Genomic DNA, 16,288 nt, shown 5'->3' with positions numbered 1-16,288 from the left:
AGAAATTCCTCGTATAATGCGCAGCCCTGAACGGGGAACTTTGAACAATTTCCTGTTAGATATTGCGACACTAGCTCAGCTGGTAGAGCGCAACCTTGCCAAGGTTGAGGTCACGAGTTCGAACCTCGTGTGTCGCTCCAAATTTGATTTCATTGAGTTATCAGTGAAAGCGCAGGCAAGCTTCCTTGCCAAGGTTGAGGTCACGCCTAAGCCTTGAAGAACAGGAACCTCGCGTGACGCAACAAATTAAAAGCTCTCATCGTGCTTAACGATGAATACGGACGCGGGGTGGAGCAGCTTGGTAGCTCGTCGGGCTCATAACCCGAAGGTCGTCGGTTCAAATCCGGCCCCCGCAACCAACACATTTCGATAGTTTGGGTGTTATCAATGTCATAACCCTCAGGCCGTCGACGGATGCGCCGCCCGGTACAAATCCGGCCCCGCAACCAACATATTTCGATAGTTTGGGTGTTATTAATGTCATAACCCTCAGGCCGTCGACGGATGCGCCGCCCGGTACAAACCCGGTCCCGCAACCAATGCGACACTAGCTCAGCTGGTAGAGCGCAACCTTGCCAAGGTTGAGGTCACGAGTTCGAACCTCGTGTGTCGCTCCAAATTTGATTTCATTGAGTTATCAGTGAAAGCGCAGGCAAGCTTCCTTGCCAAGGTTGAGGTCACGCCTAAGCCTTGAAGAACGGGAACCTCGTGTGACGCACCAAACAAAAAGCTCTCATCGTGCTTAACGATGAATACGGACGCGGGGTGGAGCAGCTTGGTAGCTCGTCGGGCTCATAACCCGAAGGTCGTCGGTTCAAATCCGGCCCCCGCAACCAACACATTTCGATAGTTTGGGTGTTATTAATGTCATAACCCTCAGGCCGTCGACGGATGCGCCGCCCGGTACAAACCCGGTCCCGCAACCAATGCGACACTAGCTCAGCTGGTAGAGCGCAACCTTGCCAAGGTTGAGGTCACGAGTTCGAACCTCGTGTGTCGCTCCAAATTTGATTTCATTGAGTTATCAGTGAAAGCGCAGGCAAGCTTCCTTGCCAAGGTTGAGGTCACGCCTAAGCCTTGAAGAACAGGAACCTCGCGTGACGCACCAAATTAAAAGCTCTCATCGTGCTTAACGATGAATACGGACGCGGGGTGGAGCAGCTTGGTAGCTCGTCGGGCTCATAACCCGAAGGTCGTCGGTTCAAATCCGGCCCCCGCAACCAACATATTTCGATAGTTTGGGTGTTATCAATGTCATAACCCTCAGGCCGTCGACGGATGCGCCGCCCGGTACAAACCCGGCCCCGCAACCAATGCGACACTAGCTCAGCTGGTAGAGCGCAACCTTGCCAAGGTTGAGGTCACGAGTTCGAACCTCGTGTGTCGCTCCAAATTTGATTTCATTGAGTTATCAGTGAAAGCGCAGGCAAGCTTCCTTGCCAAGGTTGAGGTCACGCCTAAGCCTTGAAGAACAGGAACCTCGCGTGACGCACCATATTAAAAGCTCTCATCGTGCTTAACGATGAAAAATGATGCGACACTAGCTCAGCTGGTAGAGCGCAACCTTGCCAAGGTTGAGGTCACGAGTTCGAACCTCGTGTGTCGCTCCAAATTTGATTTCATTGAGTCATCAGTGAAAGCGCAGGCAAGCTTCCTTGCCAAGGTTGAGGTCACGCCTAAGCCTTGAAGAACGGGAACCTCGTGTGCGCACCAAATTAAAAGCTCTCATCGTGCTTAACGATGAAAAATGATGCGACACTAGCTCAGCTGGTAGAGCGCAACCTTGCCAAGGTTGAGGTCACGAGTTCGAACCTCGTGTGTCGCTCCAAACAAAAAGCTCTCATCGTGCTTAACGATGAATACGGACGCGGGGTGGAGCAGCTTGGTAGCTCGTCGGGCTCATAACCCGAAGGTCGTCGGTTCAAATCCGGCCCCCGCAACCAACATATTTCGATAGTTTGGGTGTTATCAATGTCATAACCCTCAGGCCGTCGACGGATGCGCCGCCCGGTACAAATCCGGCCCCCGCAACCAAATTCAACTCGTCAGCGTGTATCGCTGCTTCCGCCGTAAGGCGTTAATGCTGTGAAGCATCATCTAATGGCCTTATGCTAGGTCGACACAACATACTCATTATATCTTTCTCAATCAGTACATGGACGCACTTGTTTGGTGCATAGGTAATCATGTGCTAAGAAGCTATGCGAAGCCTTATATTCTCTGAGGTTTAGCTGTTTTTGAATCATTCTTTCACAGACTTGTCCACAGCTTGTTTTTTGTGGATAACTCTGGTGATATTCAGTGTTATCGGTGGGTTTCTTTCTTCGTAAGAGACTAGATTTAACAAGTTACTGAACTTTTCCACAAGTATTTTCGTTTTATTTTTTGTATTAAAAACAGTGTCTTGTGACTATCTTAAGAGGTCGTGAACAGCTTACTAAAATGTTATCCAACTTGTGAGTTTGTTATAAAGGCCGTAATCCCCAATTGTGTTTAAAATCCAAAAAGCGCGCCAATTACACCAGATCTGAAAACGTTTTCCACATTTGAATTTAAAATTTGATGTTGCTCCGAGTTTGTGACTTTTTTGTGAATAGTCGAAGGGGGCTATGCATCGCGTGGCAAGCCTTTTTCCACAATGCGGATCAAGCGTGCGGTTTTGTTTTGACGGGTATGCGTTGCTGCTTTGCGATGTTGTATCTGTTGTTGAATTGCCCAATGTAAATGCACATCTAACATTTCCGAAAAGCCGAGCCTTGACTCAAGCGCATCCACAAACTTATCCGAATAAGGGGCATTCCCTAAGGCGACGGCAATATTTCGTAGCCACTTTTCGTGCCCAATACGTCGAATCGCACTACCTTCTGTTTTTGAAAGGAAGGTTTTTTCATCCCAAAGGAACAAAGTGAGTAAGTCTTGTTGATACAACTGTGGGCGACAGTGAAAGTCCTTCTCGTTGGTTAGGCTGCTGTAGCGATTGTACGGGCAAACAAGCTGGCAGTCGTCGCATCCATATATGCGGTTTCCTATTGCGGTGCGGAATTCCTCTGGAATGATGCCGTCTAGTTCAATAGTCAGGTAGGAGATGCATCGTCTTGCATCAATCACGGCATCATCAACGATTGCGCCTGTTGGGCAACTGGTTTTGCAAGCGACGCAACGACCGCATTCATTTTCGACGGCCGAATCTACTGGTAAAGGAATATCTACCAGCAATTCGCCGAGAAAGAACCAAGAGCCGCCTTGTGCATTGAGGATTAACGAGTGCTTTCCCGTCCACCCTAATCCGGCTTTTTCTGCGAGAGGGCGTTCAAGTATTGGAGCGGAATCAACGAAAGGACGAAATCCCAGTTGCTCCACTTCAGCCGAAATTTTTTGGCCCAGCTGTTTAAGTCGTTGGCGCAAGAGTTTGTGATAATCTCGTCCAAGCGCATAACGGCTAATATAGGCTTTATGCGGCTGTTTTAAGGTCTCGGCAAAGCCGGCTTCAGGAGGGAGATAGTCCATGCTCACGCTGATAACGCGCAGTGTCCCCGGTAAGAGTTCATCTGGACGGGCACGCATCATGCCGTGTCTCGCCATCCACTCCATCTCTCCGTGATAACCGTTATCTAGCCAATCTTGCAGGGCTTTTTCTTGATTTTGTAGATCGACATCTGTAATCCCAACCTGCTGGAATCCCAGTTCTTTTCCCCATTTCTTGATATTTTGCGCTAATACTGTGTAATCAATAGTGTGGATAGACATGGTAAGGAATACAGAAATGACAAAAGTGTCGTTAAGTTTACCACATTCTCTCTATCGCGCCGATCAGGTTAAGCAGGGAGAACGCCGAATTGCTAAGCAGCGAGATATTGAACTTTATACCTTGATGGAGCGTGCTGGTGAAGCAGCCTTTGTGCTGTTACGAGAGCAGTTGCCCGAGGTTAAGTGCTTATTGGTCTGTTGCGGTTCTGGTAACAATGGTGGCGATGGTTATGTGTTTGCTCGTCTCGCAAGGTCAGCTGGGTTGGAAGTGACTGTGTGGCATGTTGGCGATGAGAGTAAGCTCGCGCCAGATTGCCAACGTGCCCGAGAGGGCTGGTTGGAGAGTGGAGGCATGATCACTCGCCAAGACGCGACTGTTGCTGATCAATTCGAGTGTGTGATTGATGCATTACTCGGAACCGGATTAAAGGGGGAGATGCGTCAAGAAGTGACGGATGTTATCGCTGCGATTAATCATAGTGCTGCGCAAGTGATCAGTCTTGATGTGCCTTCTGGTTTGCATGCAGATAACGGGCATGTTGCGACAACCGCGGTTAAAGCGGATCTGACCATCACCTTTATTGGTGTTAAGCGTGGTTTGATGACGGGCAAAGCCGCGGATTATACCGGTAGCTTGCACTATTCGGGCCTAGGGATTGAGGCGGAGTTTACGGCATCCGTGACGCCTGATTGTTTGCGTGTCATGCCGATGGATGTAGAGCCCTATTTGTTGCCGCGAAAGAAAACCGCGCATAAGGGGGATCATGGTCGCTTACTATGTGTCGGTGGCGATCACGGTATGGGCGGCGCGATTCGTTTAGCGAGTGAAGCGGCCTTGCGCACAGGGGCAGGGCTGGTCTCGGTATTGACCCGACCTGAACACCTGACGCCACTGTTAGCAGCGAGACCTGAGTTAATGGTCCAAGGCTGGCAAGATAAAGCCCATATTGCGGCGGGACAGTGTGAATGGGCGGATGTGCTGTTAATCGGTCCGGGCCTTGGACAAAGTGACTGGAGTAAGGCGCTGACCTTCCACTTACAAAGTGAACAAAAAAACACAATTCTCGATGCCGATGGATTGAACTTATTAGCCCTGTCACCGGACTATAATCCTAATCGCTTGCTGACCCCACACCCTGGGGAAGCGGCGCGTCTATTAGGGTGCAGTGTCGCAGATGTAGAACGTGATCGATTTGATGCTGTTGTTCATATTCAGCAAAAATATGGCGGTGTTGTCGTGCTAAAAGGCGCTGGTAGTCTCATTTACGATGGGCATCAGTGTTGGTTGGTCTCAGCGGGCAATCCCGGTATGGCGAGTGGTGGGATGGGGGATGTTCTCTCTGGTATACTCGGAGCACTGGTCGCTCAAGGGCTTTCCCTTTCTCAAGCGGGTGTATGCGGTACTTGGCTTCATAGCCAGGCGGCAGACTTAAGCAGCCAAGCGGGAGAGCGAGGCATGTTGGCCAGTGATTTGTTTCCATACATTAGACAATTAGTGAATCCAGACAGACATGACGCAAACAGTATTTGAAGCCAAGCTTGTAGATGAAGCGGCAACCGTTAACTTAGGCCATCAGCTAGCAAGTGCATGCAGTACCCAGACAACCCTTTATTTACATGGTGACTTAGGGGCAGGAAAAACGACGTTTAGTCGAGGCTTCATTCGTGCTCTTGGCCATACCGGAAACGTAAAGAGTCCGACTTATACACTTGTGGAACCTTATGCTTTGGCACCATGGCAAGTCTATCACTTTGATCTGTATCGACTTGCGGATCCAGAAGAGTTGGAATTCATGGGAATTCGTGATTACTTTACTGCTGATGCAATTTGTATTGTCGAATGGCCTGAAAAAGGTGAAGGATTGTTGCCTCCGCCGGATCTTGATATCGAGATTCGCTACGAAGGAGAGCAGCGCAATGTAACGATACGTGCGAATACGGAGTATGGCACGCGCTTGATTCAACGATTGGAGTTGTGTTGAAACGATTAGGTTTTCTGATCCGGTGGCTTTGGGTTGCCGGATTTTTGTGTCTGTTTGCGAATCAGGCATGGAGTAATCAATTAAACGGAATTCGAACGTGGCCAGCACCGGATAAAACCCGGGTAGTGGTCGACATGAGTGGAAAACCTGATTACAGTTTTTTTACCCTGACTGAACCGAATCGTTTAGTGGTCGATTTGAAACAAACTAATCTCAACGCTCCACTACCGGTCAATGTTGAGCGTAGTGAGGTGTTGACGCGTATCCGCAAGAGCACGCCACCGGAACCATCGACATACCGACTTGTCTTTGAACTTAACGATTTAACCAAACCCAATATTTTTGTTTTGGCCCCAACACCAGATGGCACTTACGGCCATCGCTTGGTGCTCGATTTACCGCATAAAACTAAACCTGCGCAAGTTGTTGATACGCCTAAACCGGCCTCGCCGACAAATGTCTCTACACCCTATGGTACCGAGGACATTATTATTGCGATTGACCCCGGTCATGGTGGCGAAGACCCGGGTTCTATTGGCCCTACAGGGCGATTTGAGAAAGATATTAACCTGACGGTCTCTCGAAAATTGGCACGAAAGATCAACGCCATTGAAGGGATGAGAGCCATCCTGACTCGAGATGGTGATTACTATGTCAACCTCAATGCGCGCACGGAGATTGCGAGACGAAATAAAGCTCACCTACTGATTTCCGTCCATGCTGATGGCTTCCACAAGCCGCAACCTCGCGGGGCATCGGTATGGGTATTGAACACGCGCCGAGCAAATACCGAAATTGGTCGTTGGCTAGAGCAGCATGAGAAGCAGTCTGAGTTGCTCGGAGGTGGTGATGTGCTCTCAGGAAGCCAAGATGATCAGTACCTCAGCATGGCAGTGTTGGACTTGCAGTTTAGTCACTCTCAACGCGAAGGGTACGATGTTGCGACGCGGGTATTGCGAGAGCTTAGCAAGGTGACCACGCTGCATAAAAAGAAGCCAGAACACGCGAGTTTGGCTGTGCTTAAATCGCCAGATATCCCGTCACTGTTGGTCGAAACAGGGTTTATTACTAACCCAACGGAAGAGCAATTGCTGTTTAATCGCACTCATCAGGATAAACTTGTGAATGCTATTCTCGCCGGTGTCGAAGATTACTTTGACGTAAGTCCGCCGGATGGAACGTTATGGGCGGCACGTCGCAGAGGTATCAAGCACACGGTAATTTCTGGTGATTCATTAGGAAAAATTGCACGACAGTATGGCACAACAGTGAAAGCGATTCAGGACAGAAACAAACTCAAATCAACCACAGTGAGAGTGGGGCAGGTATTAACGATCCCGGATACTCGTGCGCCTTCGCCTTCGGCTCAACCCGTTTCGCAAGGACAAACTGTTACGCACGTAGTTAAAAGTGGTGAGTTCTTGGGTAAAATTGCACAGCAGTACAGTGTGACCGTGCAGAGTATTCGCGATACCAACCAATTACGTAGCGATAACCTCGCTGTCGGTCAAAAGCTGACTATCGAGGGAGCCACTCGTGGTGTGGGCGGCAATAGCACGCCGAGATCTGAAGTGGTGACCCATACGGTCGCCCGTGGTGACTATTTGGGCAAGATTGCTGAGCAATATGGCGTCAGTGTGAGTGCTATTCGAAGCCAGAATAATTTGAAAAGTGATCAGCTGCTTGTCGGACAAAAGCTGAAGATTGTCGGAGGTAGCAGCACGCAAACTCAGCGTAGTCAATTGATTACTTATACAGTCAAGCGTGGTGATTATCTCGGAAAGATTGCTGAACAGCATGGCGTGAGCTCGCAGAGTATTCGAGTGCAAAATAACTTAAAAAGTGACAAGTTGCTGGTGGGGCAGAAGTTAAAGATTGCTGTCGCCGTGTCACAGCCCATCGCTCATACTGTTCAGCGAGGAGATTTCTTAAGTAAAATTGCTTCGCAGTATGGCGTGTCGGTAAAAAGTATTCGAGATGCAAACTCGTTAAGCTCTGATCGCATTACCATTGGTCAAGTGCTCCAAATTCCGAGCTCTTAAATTTTAATTTAGATATCAAGTAGTTGAAATGCCTATTCAGATCTTACCCGCCAGATTGGCTAACCAAATCGCCGCCGGAGAGGTGGTCGAAAGACCCGCTTCGGTGGTTAAAGAGTTGGTCGAAAATAGCCTTGATGCGGGCGCAAACCGCATTGAAGTTGATATTGATAAAGGCGGTAGCCGTCTTATTCGAATTCGCGACAATGGCTCGGGTATTCGCAAAGATGAACTGGGTTTGGCGCTGAGTCGTCATGCCACGTCAAAGATCAGTACGCTAGATGATTTAGAAGCCATCGATAGTTTGGGTTTTCGGGGGGAAGCGTTAGCGAGTATTAGCTCTGTGGCGCGACTTACCTTAACGTCACGTACTGCCGAACAGCAAGAAGCATGGATGGCCTATGCAGAAGGCCGAAATATGGAAGTGCAGCTCAAGCCAGCTGCGCATCCCGTCGGTACGACCGTTGAAGTGCATGATCTTTTCTTCAATACACCTGCGCGCCGTAAGTTTCTCCGAACGGATAAAACCGAGTTTGGCCATATTGATGAGCTACTGAAGCGAATAGCATTGAGCCGGTTTGATACGACTATTATTGTGCGGCATAACGGTAAAGTTATTCGCCAATACCGTCCAGCGAACACAGATGCACAATTGGAACGTCGATTAGCCGCAGTGTGCGGCAGCCCTTTCTTGCAGCATGCGCTAACGGTTGAACTTGAGCACGGTGATTTAACATTAAAAGGGTGGATTTGTGCGCCGGAAGGCGCGCGCGCGCAGAATGACATCCAATACTGCTATGTGAATGGCCGTATGATGAAAGACAAACTGATTAATCATGCGATCCGCCAAGGCTATGAAGGCCGCCTAGCAGCTGAACAGTATGCGGCGTTTGTGCTTTACATTGAAGTTGATCCTCACCAAGTGGATGTCAACGTTCATCCAGCCAAACATGAGGTTCGCTTTCATCAGGCGCGACTCGTACATGACTTTATTTATCAGACAGTGTTCGATGCGCTAAACCAAGGGCAAGATCTTGCAGTACCTGCTCAGCGTGAGTCGGTGGTAGCGTCATCAACATCGGCACCCGCGACAACCGAAACCTCAAGAAAGCCTGAGGAAAATCGAGCCTCAGAGGTTTATCGGGATGCAATCGCGACGACGACCAGTTATCCGCAACAAGCGCCAGAGCAGGCGTGGCGCGAACAGTTTAGTCGCCAATCATCGAGTCAAGTTCGAGATTCGGGACAGCAAGGCCGATATGGTTCGTCATCCCCCTCTCCACAAGCAAGCCGTGCTTATCAGGCGCTCATGACGCCAAGCAGTGAGGCATTGCCACAAGCATCACCCCCAGTCTCCGAGACAGTGACATCTCCAAGCTCGGTGCCGGAGTTTACTCAGTCAGCATCAGAAAAAAAGATGTCTTATGATGCGCCAGCGGATACGACCCTGACCGAGGGGGTGCTGGGGGATGAGATAGGCAAAGCAATCAGTGTAATAGATGGACGCTATTTGGTGGTTGAACATCAAGGCGCGTTATTCCTTGCATCACTGGAACGGTTAACCTTCTTGCAAGTGCGTGGCCAACTCGCGTGTCATGATGGTGAAAGCTTGAAGCCTCAGCCATTGTTAATACCATTGGCGTTACCGGTTGACGACGCGATGCTGGAGGTGACGAAACGCGCCCAGCCAGTACTGCAACAGCTAGGAGTGATCTTACAACCTAAAGGTCACAAACAGCTGATGGTGATGGGCGTGCCGCAACCAATGCGGCAGCAGAATTTGCAGGTATTTATACCTAAACTGCTACAACTTTTTGTCGATACCCCTGAAAGCTTGACAGAAAGTTTGCTAGATAATGTTGCAAAAGCATTGCTGGGTCACACAGAACCCTATAGTCTGTCTCAAGCAATCGCCTTAGTGACTGAAGTTGAACAGCTGTGGCAACATAGGCTTAAGCGGTATCTTCCATTCCTGCTGCAAGCCATTGACCTGTCCGCAGCCAAGAAAGCATTTGAATAATGAGTAGTAAGCAATTACCGACGGCACTGTTTTTGATGGGGCCGACTGCATCTGGCAAGACGGACTTGGCGATAAGATTACGTCAAACTTTGCCTGTAGAAATTATCAGTGTGGATTCCGCTCTGATTTATAAGGGAATGGATATTGGTACGGCAAAGCCAACACAAGAAGAGTTGGCATTAGCGCCGCACCGATTGATCGATATATTGGATCCAGCAGAGAGCTATTCTGCTGCTGACTTCCGACGAGACGCATTACGTGAGATGGCATCCATCGTTGATGATGGAAAGATCCCACTGCTTGTCGGTGGCACTATGCTGTATTACAAAGCACTTTTGGAAGGTTTGTCGCCGTTACCCGCGGCAGACCCGGCGATTCGTTCAGAAATAGAACTTGAGGCTCAGCAAAAAGGCTGGCAGCATCTACATGACGAATTGGCCTCTATTGACCCTGTGTCGGCAAAGCGGATCCATCCAAATGATCCACAACGATTGTCGCGCGCATTGGAAGTTTTTCGTATTTCGGGTAACACTTTAACAGACTTAACACAGCAGAAAGGTGAAGCACTGCCTTATCGCGTGCATCAATTTGCAATTGCACCAGAGGACAGAGCCGTTTTACATCAGCGTATTGAAAAACGGTTTGAAAACATGGTGTCAGCAGGATTTGAGCAAGAGGTAAAGCAGCTCTATGATCGCGGTGATTTACACCCTGATCTGCCATCGATCCGTTGTGTAGGTTACCGACAGATGTGGGATTATCTGGCGGGGAATGCCTCTTTTGATGAGGCTATTTATCGGGGTGTTTGTGCCACTCGCCAATTGGCGAAACGTCAAATTACGTGGTTACGTAGTTGGGAATCGTTAACTTGGCTTGATAGCAATCAGCCTGATTTGGCTTTACAGACTGTGATCGACGCAATGGGTTGTGACAGTAAGTAAAGGTGTATACTATCAATTGTTTGCGTATTTTAATTTTTATTAAGTGCTAATAACTACAAATCGATAAGGAAAAAAATAATGGCTAAGGGGCAATCATTACAAGACCCATTTTTGAATGCGCTGCGTCGTGAACGTATTCCAGTGTCTATCTATCTGGTAAATGGCATCAAACTACAAGGTCAAATCGAATCCTTTGATCAGTTCGTGATCCTCCTGAAAAATACTGTAAATCAAATGGTTTACAAGCACGCTATCTCTACAGTTGTTCCTGCTCGTGCAGTGAGCCATCACTCGGCGAGTGAACGCTCTCAAGGTAGCACTGAGCGTGGTCAGGAAAAAACTGAAGAATAATTAGTGTCTTCGAAGGAGTTAATGCTTGTTTGACCGTTATGAAGCCGGTGAACAGGCTATTCTTGTCCATATCAACTTCAATCAAGAAGAGGAGTGGGAAGATCTCAGTGAATGTGAAATGCTGGTGTCTTCTGCGGGGGTAAATACGCTACAAGTGATCACTGGTAGCCGACAGTCTCCGCATCCTAAATACTTCGTTGGGGAAGGCAAAGCACAAGAAATAGCCCAAGCAGTGATGGCTGAAGGTGCTGATATCATCATCTTCAATCATGCGCTGTCACCAGCACAAGAACGTAATTTGGAAAGCTTGTGTAAATGTCGCGTGTTAGACCGTACGGGTTTGATCCTCGATATTTTTGCCCAACGTGCCAGAACGCACGAAGGTAAACTGCAAGTAGAACTGGCCCAATTACGTCATATTTCTACCCGATTAATCCGAGGCTGGACGCACTTAGAACGTCAAAAAGGCGGGATAGGTCTTCGTGGTCCCGGTGAAACGCAACTTGAAACTGACCGACGATTGCTGCGCGATCGTATTAAAACGATTCTCCGCCGTTTGGAGAAAGTCGCAAAGCAGCGTGAGCAAGGACGTCGAGCAAGGCAACGGGCGGAAATTCCTACTCTTTCCTTAGTTGGTTATACCAATGCGGGAAAATCCACTTTATTCAACCGAATTACAGAATCTGGCGTTTATGCTGCTGATCAGCTGTTTGCGACGTTGGATCCGACATTAAGGCGTATTGAAGTCGCGGACGTTGGCCCTGCAATTTTGGCCGATACCGTTGGTTTTATTCGTCATCTTCCCCACGATCTTGTTGCTGCGTTTAAAGCCACGCTGCAAGAGACACAGGAAGCGACGCTTCAATTACACGTTGTTGATGCAAGCGATGATCGTTTTCGCGATAACATTGATGCAGTTAACATTGTGCTAGAAGAAATTGACGCTAGCGACATTCCATCTTTGTTAGTGATGAACAAAATTGACAATATGGAAAATCGCGAGCCCTTCATTGAACGTAATGATGAAGGAGTGCCGGTAAAAGTGTGGGTATCTGCCCGCGATGGGTTGGGTATCGATCTTCTGTTCCAAGCACTGCAGGAGCTATTGGCGGAAACCATGGTGGAACACCGCCTTGCATTACCGCCTCAATATGCAGGACGCTTGCGCAGTCACTTTTGCCAGCTTGACTGTATTTTGAAGGAAGAATATGAGCCTGATGGCACATTGGTCATCGATGTTCGTATGCAACAAACCGATTGGCAGCGGTTACAAAAAAGGGAAAGTAGTTTGATCGAAGGCTTTATCGTCTCGTGATGGACTGCTAGAGTATAAAAAAACTGTCGTCATATCATATTGATGGAGTTATCTAATGGCGTGGAATGAGCCTGGTAATAACGGCGGAAACAACGATAAGGACCCTTGGGGGAACAAAAATCGTGGTGGCCGTGATCAAGGACCACCTGATCTGGATGAAGTCTTTAACAAGCTGAGCCAGAAACTGGGTGGTGTTTTAGGGAATAACAAAGGATCTTCTGGCAATAGCGGAGGCGGGACTGGCGGACTCGGTGCTGTCGTTCTGGCTGTGGCCGCGATTGTTTGGGGTGCAACGGGTTTCTATACAGTCGGCGAAGCCGAACAAGGTGTAGTGAAGCGTTTTGGTGAATATTACAAAACGGTTGGTCCTGGCCTGAACTGGCGGCCACGTTTTGTTGATGAAGTCGTGCCAATTAACGTACAAGCGATTCGCTCATTGCGAGGTTCTGGTTTAATGCTGACCCGTGACGAGAATGTCGTGAACGTCGATATGGATGTTCAATATCGTATTGTTGAACCGCAAAAATACCTGTTTAACGTGACGAATGCGGACGATAGCTTACGCCAAGCGACAGATGCAGCGCTGCGAGCAGTGATTGGTGACGGCAAGATGGATGACATCTTGACCACCGGTCGTCAGGAAGTGCGGGATCGAACCCAAGAAATGATCAATCGCATTATTGAACGTTATGACCTTGGTCTTCTGGTTGTTGATGTTAACTTCCAGTCAGCACGTCCGCCACAACAAGTGAACGACGCGTTTGACGATGCGATTAAAGCGCGTGAGGATGAAGAACGTTACGTACGTGAAGCAGAAGCGTATACCAATGATGTGTTGCCGAAAGCGCAAGGTCGCGCTGAGCGTATAAAGAAAGAAGCGCAGGGCTATTACGAAACCACCACTAATCAAGCATTGGGTGATGTGGCGCGTTTTGAGCAGCTGTTGCCTGAGTTTAAAGCCTCACCAGAAGTGACGCGTAGTCGTCTTTACCTAGAGACGATGGAGCGCGTGTTTGGCAATACCAGCAAAGTGCTGATTGATGCTGAGTCGAGTGGCAATATCATGTATTTACCGTTGGATCGATTGATGAATAGCGGTGACGCATCAGCACCCGCAAATCCGGTCGCACCATCTAGCACACATGGCATTGAGCTTGAGCAGAAGCCAGTGTTACCCGCGGTCAATGAAGGCCGTACTTCAACGCGTCAAGGGAGGTTCTAAGCATGCGTAAGTTACTATTACCGCTTACGATTTTCCTAGTGGGTGTATTGTTAAGCTCGATGTACGTGGTTGATCAGGCTGAACGTGGAATCGTGGTCCGTTTTGGTCGAATCTTGGATGATGGCGCAGGTACTGCGAAAATACGTGGTCCGGGCTTGCATTTTAAGCTGCCTATTTTTGATACGGTACATAAGCTTGATGCGCGTCTACAAACGATGGATGGCTCTGCGGATCGCTTCGTCACGTCAGAGAAAAAAGACGTTATTATCGACTCTTTCGTTAAGTGGCGTATTACCGATTTTGGTAAGTTCTACTTGGCAACGGGTGGCGGTAACATCTTAACGGCAGAAGCGCTACTACAGCGTCGTGTTGCGGATGGTTTGCGTAACCAGATCGGTAGTAAGACGATTCAAGAGTTAGTGTCTGAAAAGCGTGACCAAGTCATGGATGCCGTGTTGGTATCGGCGCAGCGTAGCTCAGAGGACTTAGGTATCACTGTGGTTGATGTTCGAATCAAGAAGATCAACTTACCGGATGAAATCTCAGAGTCTATCTACCAGCGTATGCGTGCTGAGCGTGAAGCTGTGGCGCGTCGTCACCGTTCACAAGGTCGTGAGAAAGCTGAAGTACTGCGAGCGCAGGCTGAACTAGAAGTTGCGATAACATTGGCAGAAGCAGAGCGTGAAGCCTTGACCAAACGCGGTGAAGCTGATGCCGAAGTGGCACGTGTTTATGCGGACGCTTTCAACAAAGATGCTGAGTTCTTTGCATTCCTCCGCTCATTGAGTGCTTATGAAGCGAGCTTCAGCAGCAAAAATGATGTTATGGTGCTCGATCCAAACAGTGAATTCTTCCGTTTCATGAAGGATCCTCTGGGTGGTAAAGCCGCTGAGTAACATTTGTTACAAGACTTAAAAAGCAAGGCGCCTGCCTTGCTTTTTTTATGTCTATTTCTTCATGTTAAGGTGGCCTTATTGGGGAGAAATCGACTCGGATAGGGCTAGGGTAGGAAAGTGGAATGAAGGCATTTTGGATAGCGATAGGGCTAGTACTCATTTTAGAGGGCTTGGGGCCAATGCTTGCGCCAAGAGGTTGGCGAGCCATGATGGCTGAGATTAGTCGTTTTGATAACAATCAGTTACGTCGAGTTGGCGGTTGCTTAGTCGTAGCTGGACTCGTGATTGTCTATACCATTATTGGTTGAATGTAAAATGCTCTCTACTGCTTTCATGACATTACCCTTGCAAAAAAATGGACGTATGGTTAAAAAGTGACTGCAAGCGGCGCTTGAAACTGCTAGAATCCTTTTTTAACTACTGACAGACTAAGAAAGATGGCAAATAACGTAGTCGTTCTCGGCACCCAGTGGGGTGACGAAGGTAAAGGTAAAATCGTTGACCTTCTTACCGAAGATGCTAAATATGTAGTGCGCTACCAGGGCGGTCATAACGCTGGTCACACCCTTGTCATTGACGGTGAAAAAACCGTTCTACACCTAATCCCATCAGGTATCCTTCGCGATAATGTAAAATGCATTATCGGTAATGGCGTTGTACTTTCTCCAGATGCACTGTTGAAAGAAATGGCTCCGCTTGAAGAGCGTGGCATTCCTGTGCGTGAGCGTCTGTTCCTATCAGAAGCTTGTCCGCTAATTCTTCCTTATCACATTGCTCTAGATCAAGCGCGTGAAGCAGCGCGAGGCAAGAAAGCAATTGGTACGACTGGTCGTGGTATCGGTCCTGCTTATGAAGACAAAGTTGCTCGTCGTGGTCTACGCGTTGGTGATTTGTTCGATAAAGAAGCCTTTGCCGAGAAGCTTAAGGAAGTGATGGAGTTCCATAACTTCCAGCTGGAGCACTTCTACAAGGCTGAGCCGGTCAGCTACGAAGCGGTTCTTGAAGGTATCATGGCGCAAGCTGATATCCTGACGTCTATGGTTATCGATGTGACTCAAGAGCTTGATGACGCGCGTCAGCGTGGCGATAAGATCATGTTCGAAGGTGCACAGGGTACATTGCTGGATATCGACCACGGTACATACCCATATGTTACCTCGTCTAACACCACAGCGGGTGGCGTCGCGGCAGGTTCTGGTTTCGGTCCTCGTCATATTGGTTATATCTTGGGTATCACTAAGGCTTACTGTACGCGCGTTGGTTCGGGTCCTTTCCCTACTGAGCTATACGATGGCCTTGATAAGCAAGATCCGGTTGGTAAGCACCTTGGTGATGTTGGTCAAGAGTTTGGTGCAACGACTGGTCGTCTTCGTCGTACGGGTTGGTTCGATGCTGTTGCCATGCGTCGTGCCGTACAGATCAACTCTATCTCTGGTTTCTGTCTAACCAAACTAGACGTACTTGATGGTCTAGAAGAGCTGAAAATCTGTGTTGGCTACAAAACACCTGAAGGTAAGGTACTGAACGTTTCGCCAATGGCTGCTGAAGCCTTTGAAACGGTAGAGCCTATCTATGAAACCATGCCTGGTTGGAGCGAAAACACCTTTGGTGCGAAGTCGCTTGATGACCTACCGAAAGCTGCACTGGATTACATTGCGCGTATCGAAGAGCTGACGGGTGTGCCAATTGATATCGTCTCTACGGGTCCAGACCGAAACGAGACCATTATCAAAGTTCACCCATACGGTGAATAATAAAAAGAGCCAGCTTCGTGC

The 16,288-nt window shown here is 48.6% G+C and carries 11 protein-coding genes, 10 tRNA genes and 1 pseudogene; 21 read left to right on the top strand and 1 reads right to left on the bottom strand.

Translation table 11 applies throughout. The features are described 5' to 3' along the window. Positions 1-64 precede the first annotated feature (64 nt). The 10 genes from TSUB_RS14935 (at position 65) to TSUB_RS14890 (ending at position 1,943) form a co-directional block, all read left to right on the top strand. Positions 65-140: transfer RNA gene (locus tag TSUB_RS14935), tRNA-Gly, on the top strand. Positions 141-282: 142 nt separating this feature from the next. Then, positions 283-359 (top strand) — tRNA-Met (locus TSUB_RS14930). Positions 360-541: 182 nt separating this feature from the next. After that, a tRNA-Gly gene (locus TSUB_RS14925) sits at positions 542-617 on the top strand. Positions 618-759: 142 nt separating this feature from the next. Further along, positions 760-836: transfer RNA gene (locus tag TSUB_RS14920), tRNA-Met, on the top strand. 92 nt (positions 837-928) lie between these two features. Beyond that, positions 929-1,004, top strand: a tRNA-Gly gene (locus TSUB_RS14915). A gap of 142 nt (positions 1,005-1,146) precedes the next feature. Further along, positions 1,147-1,223, top strand: a tRNA-Met gene (locus TSUB_RS14910). 92 nt (positions 1,224-1,315) lie between these two features. Beyond that, positions 1,316-1,391, top strand: a tRNA-Gly gene (locus TSUB_RS14905). Between the two features lie 143 nt (positions 1,392-1,534). Further along, a tRNA-Gly gene (locus tag TSUB_RS14900) sits at positions 1,535-1,610 on the top strand. Between the two features lie 142 nt (positions 1,611-1,752). Next, positions 1,753-1,828 (top strand) — tRNA-Gly (locus tag TSUB_RS14895). 38 nt (positions 1,829-1,866) lie between these two features. After that, positions 1,867-1,943: transfer RNA gene (locus tag TSUB_RS14890), tRNA-Met, on the top strand. A 664-nt stretch (positions 1,944-2,607) separates the two neighbouring features. Here the strand turns inward: TSUB_RS14890 and queG are convergent. Then, positions 2,608-3,747, bottom strand: a complete 1,140-nt coding sequence (gene queG, locus TSUB_RS14885; RefSeq protein ID WP_087024516.1) for a tRNA epoxyqueuosine(34) reductase QueG — start codon at positions 3,745-3,747, stop codon at positions 2,608-2,610. Positions 3,748-3,763: 16 nt separating this feature from the next. Here queG and TSUB_RS14880 point away from each other — a divergent pair, with 16 nt between their 5' ends. From TSUB_RS14880 to TSUB_RS14830, 11 genes and pseudogenes are all read left to right on the top strand, one after another. Next, positions 3,764-5,278, top strand: a complete 1,515-nt coding sequence (locus TSUB_RS14880) for an NAD(P)H-hydrate dehydratase (RefSeq protein ID WP_087024514.1) — start codon at positions 3,764-3,766, stop codon at positions 5,276-5,278. After that, positions 5,259-5,729, top strand: coding sequence for a tRNA (adenosine(37)-N6)-threonylcarbamoyltransferase complex ATPase subunit type 1 TsaE (gene tsaE / locus TSUB_RS14875; RefSeq protein WP_087024512.1), 471 nt, complete (start codon positions 5,259-5,261; stop codon positions 5,727-5,729). The genes TSUB_RS14880 and tsaE overlap by 20 nt, the downstream gene beginning before the upstream one ends. Further along, positions 5,723-7,435: pseudogene (locus TSUB_RS14870) on the top strand (N-acetylmuramoyl-L-alanine amidase); the annotation flags it as partial. The gene tsaE and the pseudogene TSUB_RS14870, both read left to right, overlap by 7 nt. A gap of 364 nt (positions 7,436-7,799) precedes the next feature. Beyond that, on the top strand, positions 7,800-9,788 hold the full coding sequence (gene mutL / locus TSUB_RS14865; RefSeq protein ID WP_087024508.1) for a DNA mismatch repair endonuclease MutL: 1,989 nt from the start codon (positions 7,800-7,802) through the stop codon (positions 9,786-9,788). Continuing rightward, positions 9,788-10,729 (top strand): tRNA (adenosine(37)-N6)-dimethylallyltransferase MiaA, encoded by a 942-nt coding sequence (miaA, locus tag TSUB_RS14860; protein ID WP_087024506.1) that lies wholly within the window; start codon positions 9,788-9,790, stop codon positions 10,727-10,729. The genes mutL and miaA overlap by 1 nt, the downstream gene beginning before the upstream one ends. A 78-nt stretch (positions 10,730-10,807) precedes the next feature. Further along, positions 10,808-11,080, top strand: a complete 273-nt coding sequence (gene hfq / locus TSUB_RS14855) for an RNA chaperone Hfq (RefSeq protein ID WP_087024504.1) — start codon at positions 10,808-10,810, stop codon at positions 11,078-11,080. A 25-nt stretch (positions 11,081-11,105) separates the two neighbouring features. Next, positions 11,106-12,395, top strand: a complete 1,290-nt coding sequence (gene hflX / locus TSUB_RS14850) for a ribosome rescue GTPase HflX (RefSeq protein ID WP_087024502.1) — start codon at positions 11,106-11,108, stop codon at positions 12,393-12,395. Between the two features lie 55 nt (positions 12,396-12,450). Next, positions 12,451-13,617, top strand: a complete 1,167-nt coding sequence (hflK, locus tag TSUB_RS14845) for an FtsH protease activity modulator HflK (RefSeq protein ID WP_087024501.1) — start codon at positions 12,451-12,453, stop codon at positions 13,615-13,617. Positions 13,618-13,619: 2 nt separating this feature from the next. After that, positions 13,620-14,513 carry a protease modulator HflC gene (hflC, locus tag TSUB_RS14840; protein WP_087024499.1) on the top strand — a complete coding sequence of 298 codons (894 nt, stop codon included), beginning with the start codon at positions 13,620-13,622 and terminating at the stop codon, positions 14,511-14,513. A 122-nt stretch (positions 14,514-14,635) separates the two neighbouring features. Further along, a complete protein-coding gene (locus TSUB_RS14835; protein WP_087024497.1) occupies positions 14,636-14,821 on the top strand; it encodes a DUF2065 domain-containing protein in 186 nt (61 codons plus the stop codon). Positions 14,822-14,950: 129 nt separating this feature from the next. Next, positions 14,951-16,267, top strand: a complete 1,317-nt coding sequence (locus tag TSUB_RS14830) for an adenylosuccinate synthase (RefSeq protein WP_087024495.1) — start codon at positions 14,951-14,953, stop codon at positions 16,265-16,267. The last annotated feature ends 21 nt before the right edge of the window (positions 16,268-16,288 follow it).

The sequence above is a fragment of the Thaumasiovibrio subtropicus genome (assembly GCF_019703835.1).
Taxonomy (GTDB): Bacteria; Pseudomonadota; Gammaproteobacteria; order Enterobacterales; family Vibrionaceae; genus Thaumasiovibrio; species Thaumasiovibrio subtropicus.
The sequence above is the reverse complement of the archived record's forward strand: the minus strand, read 5'-3'. Positions and strand labels throughout refer to the sequence as shown.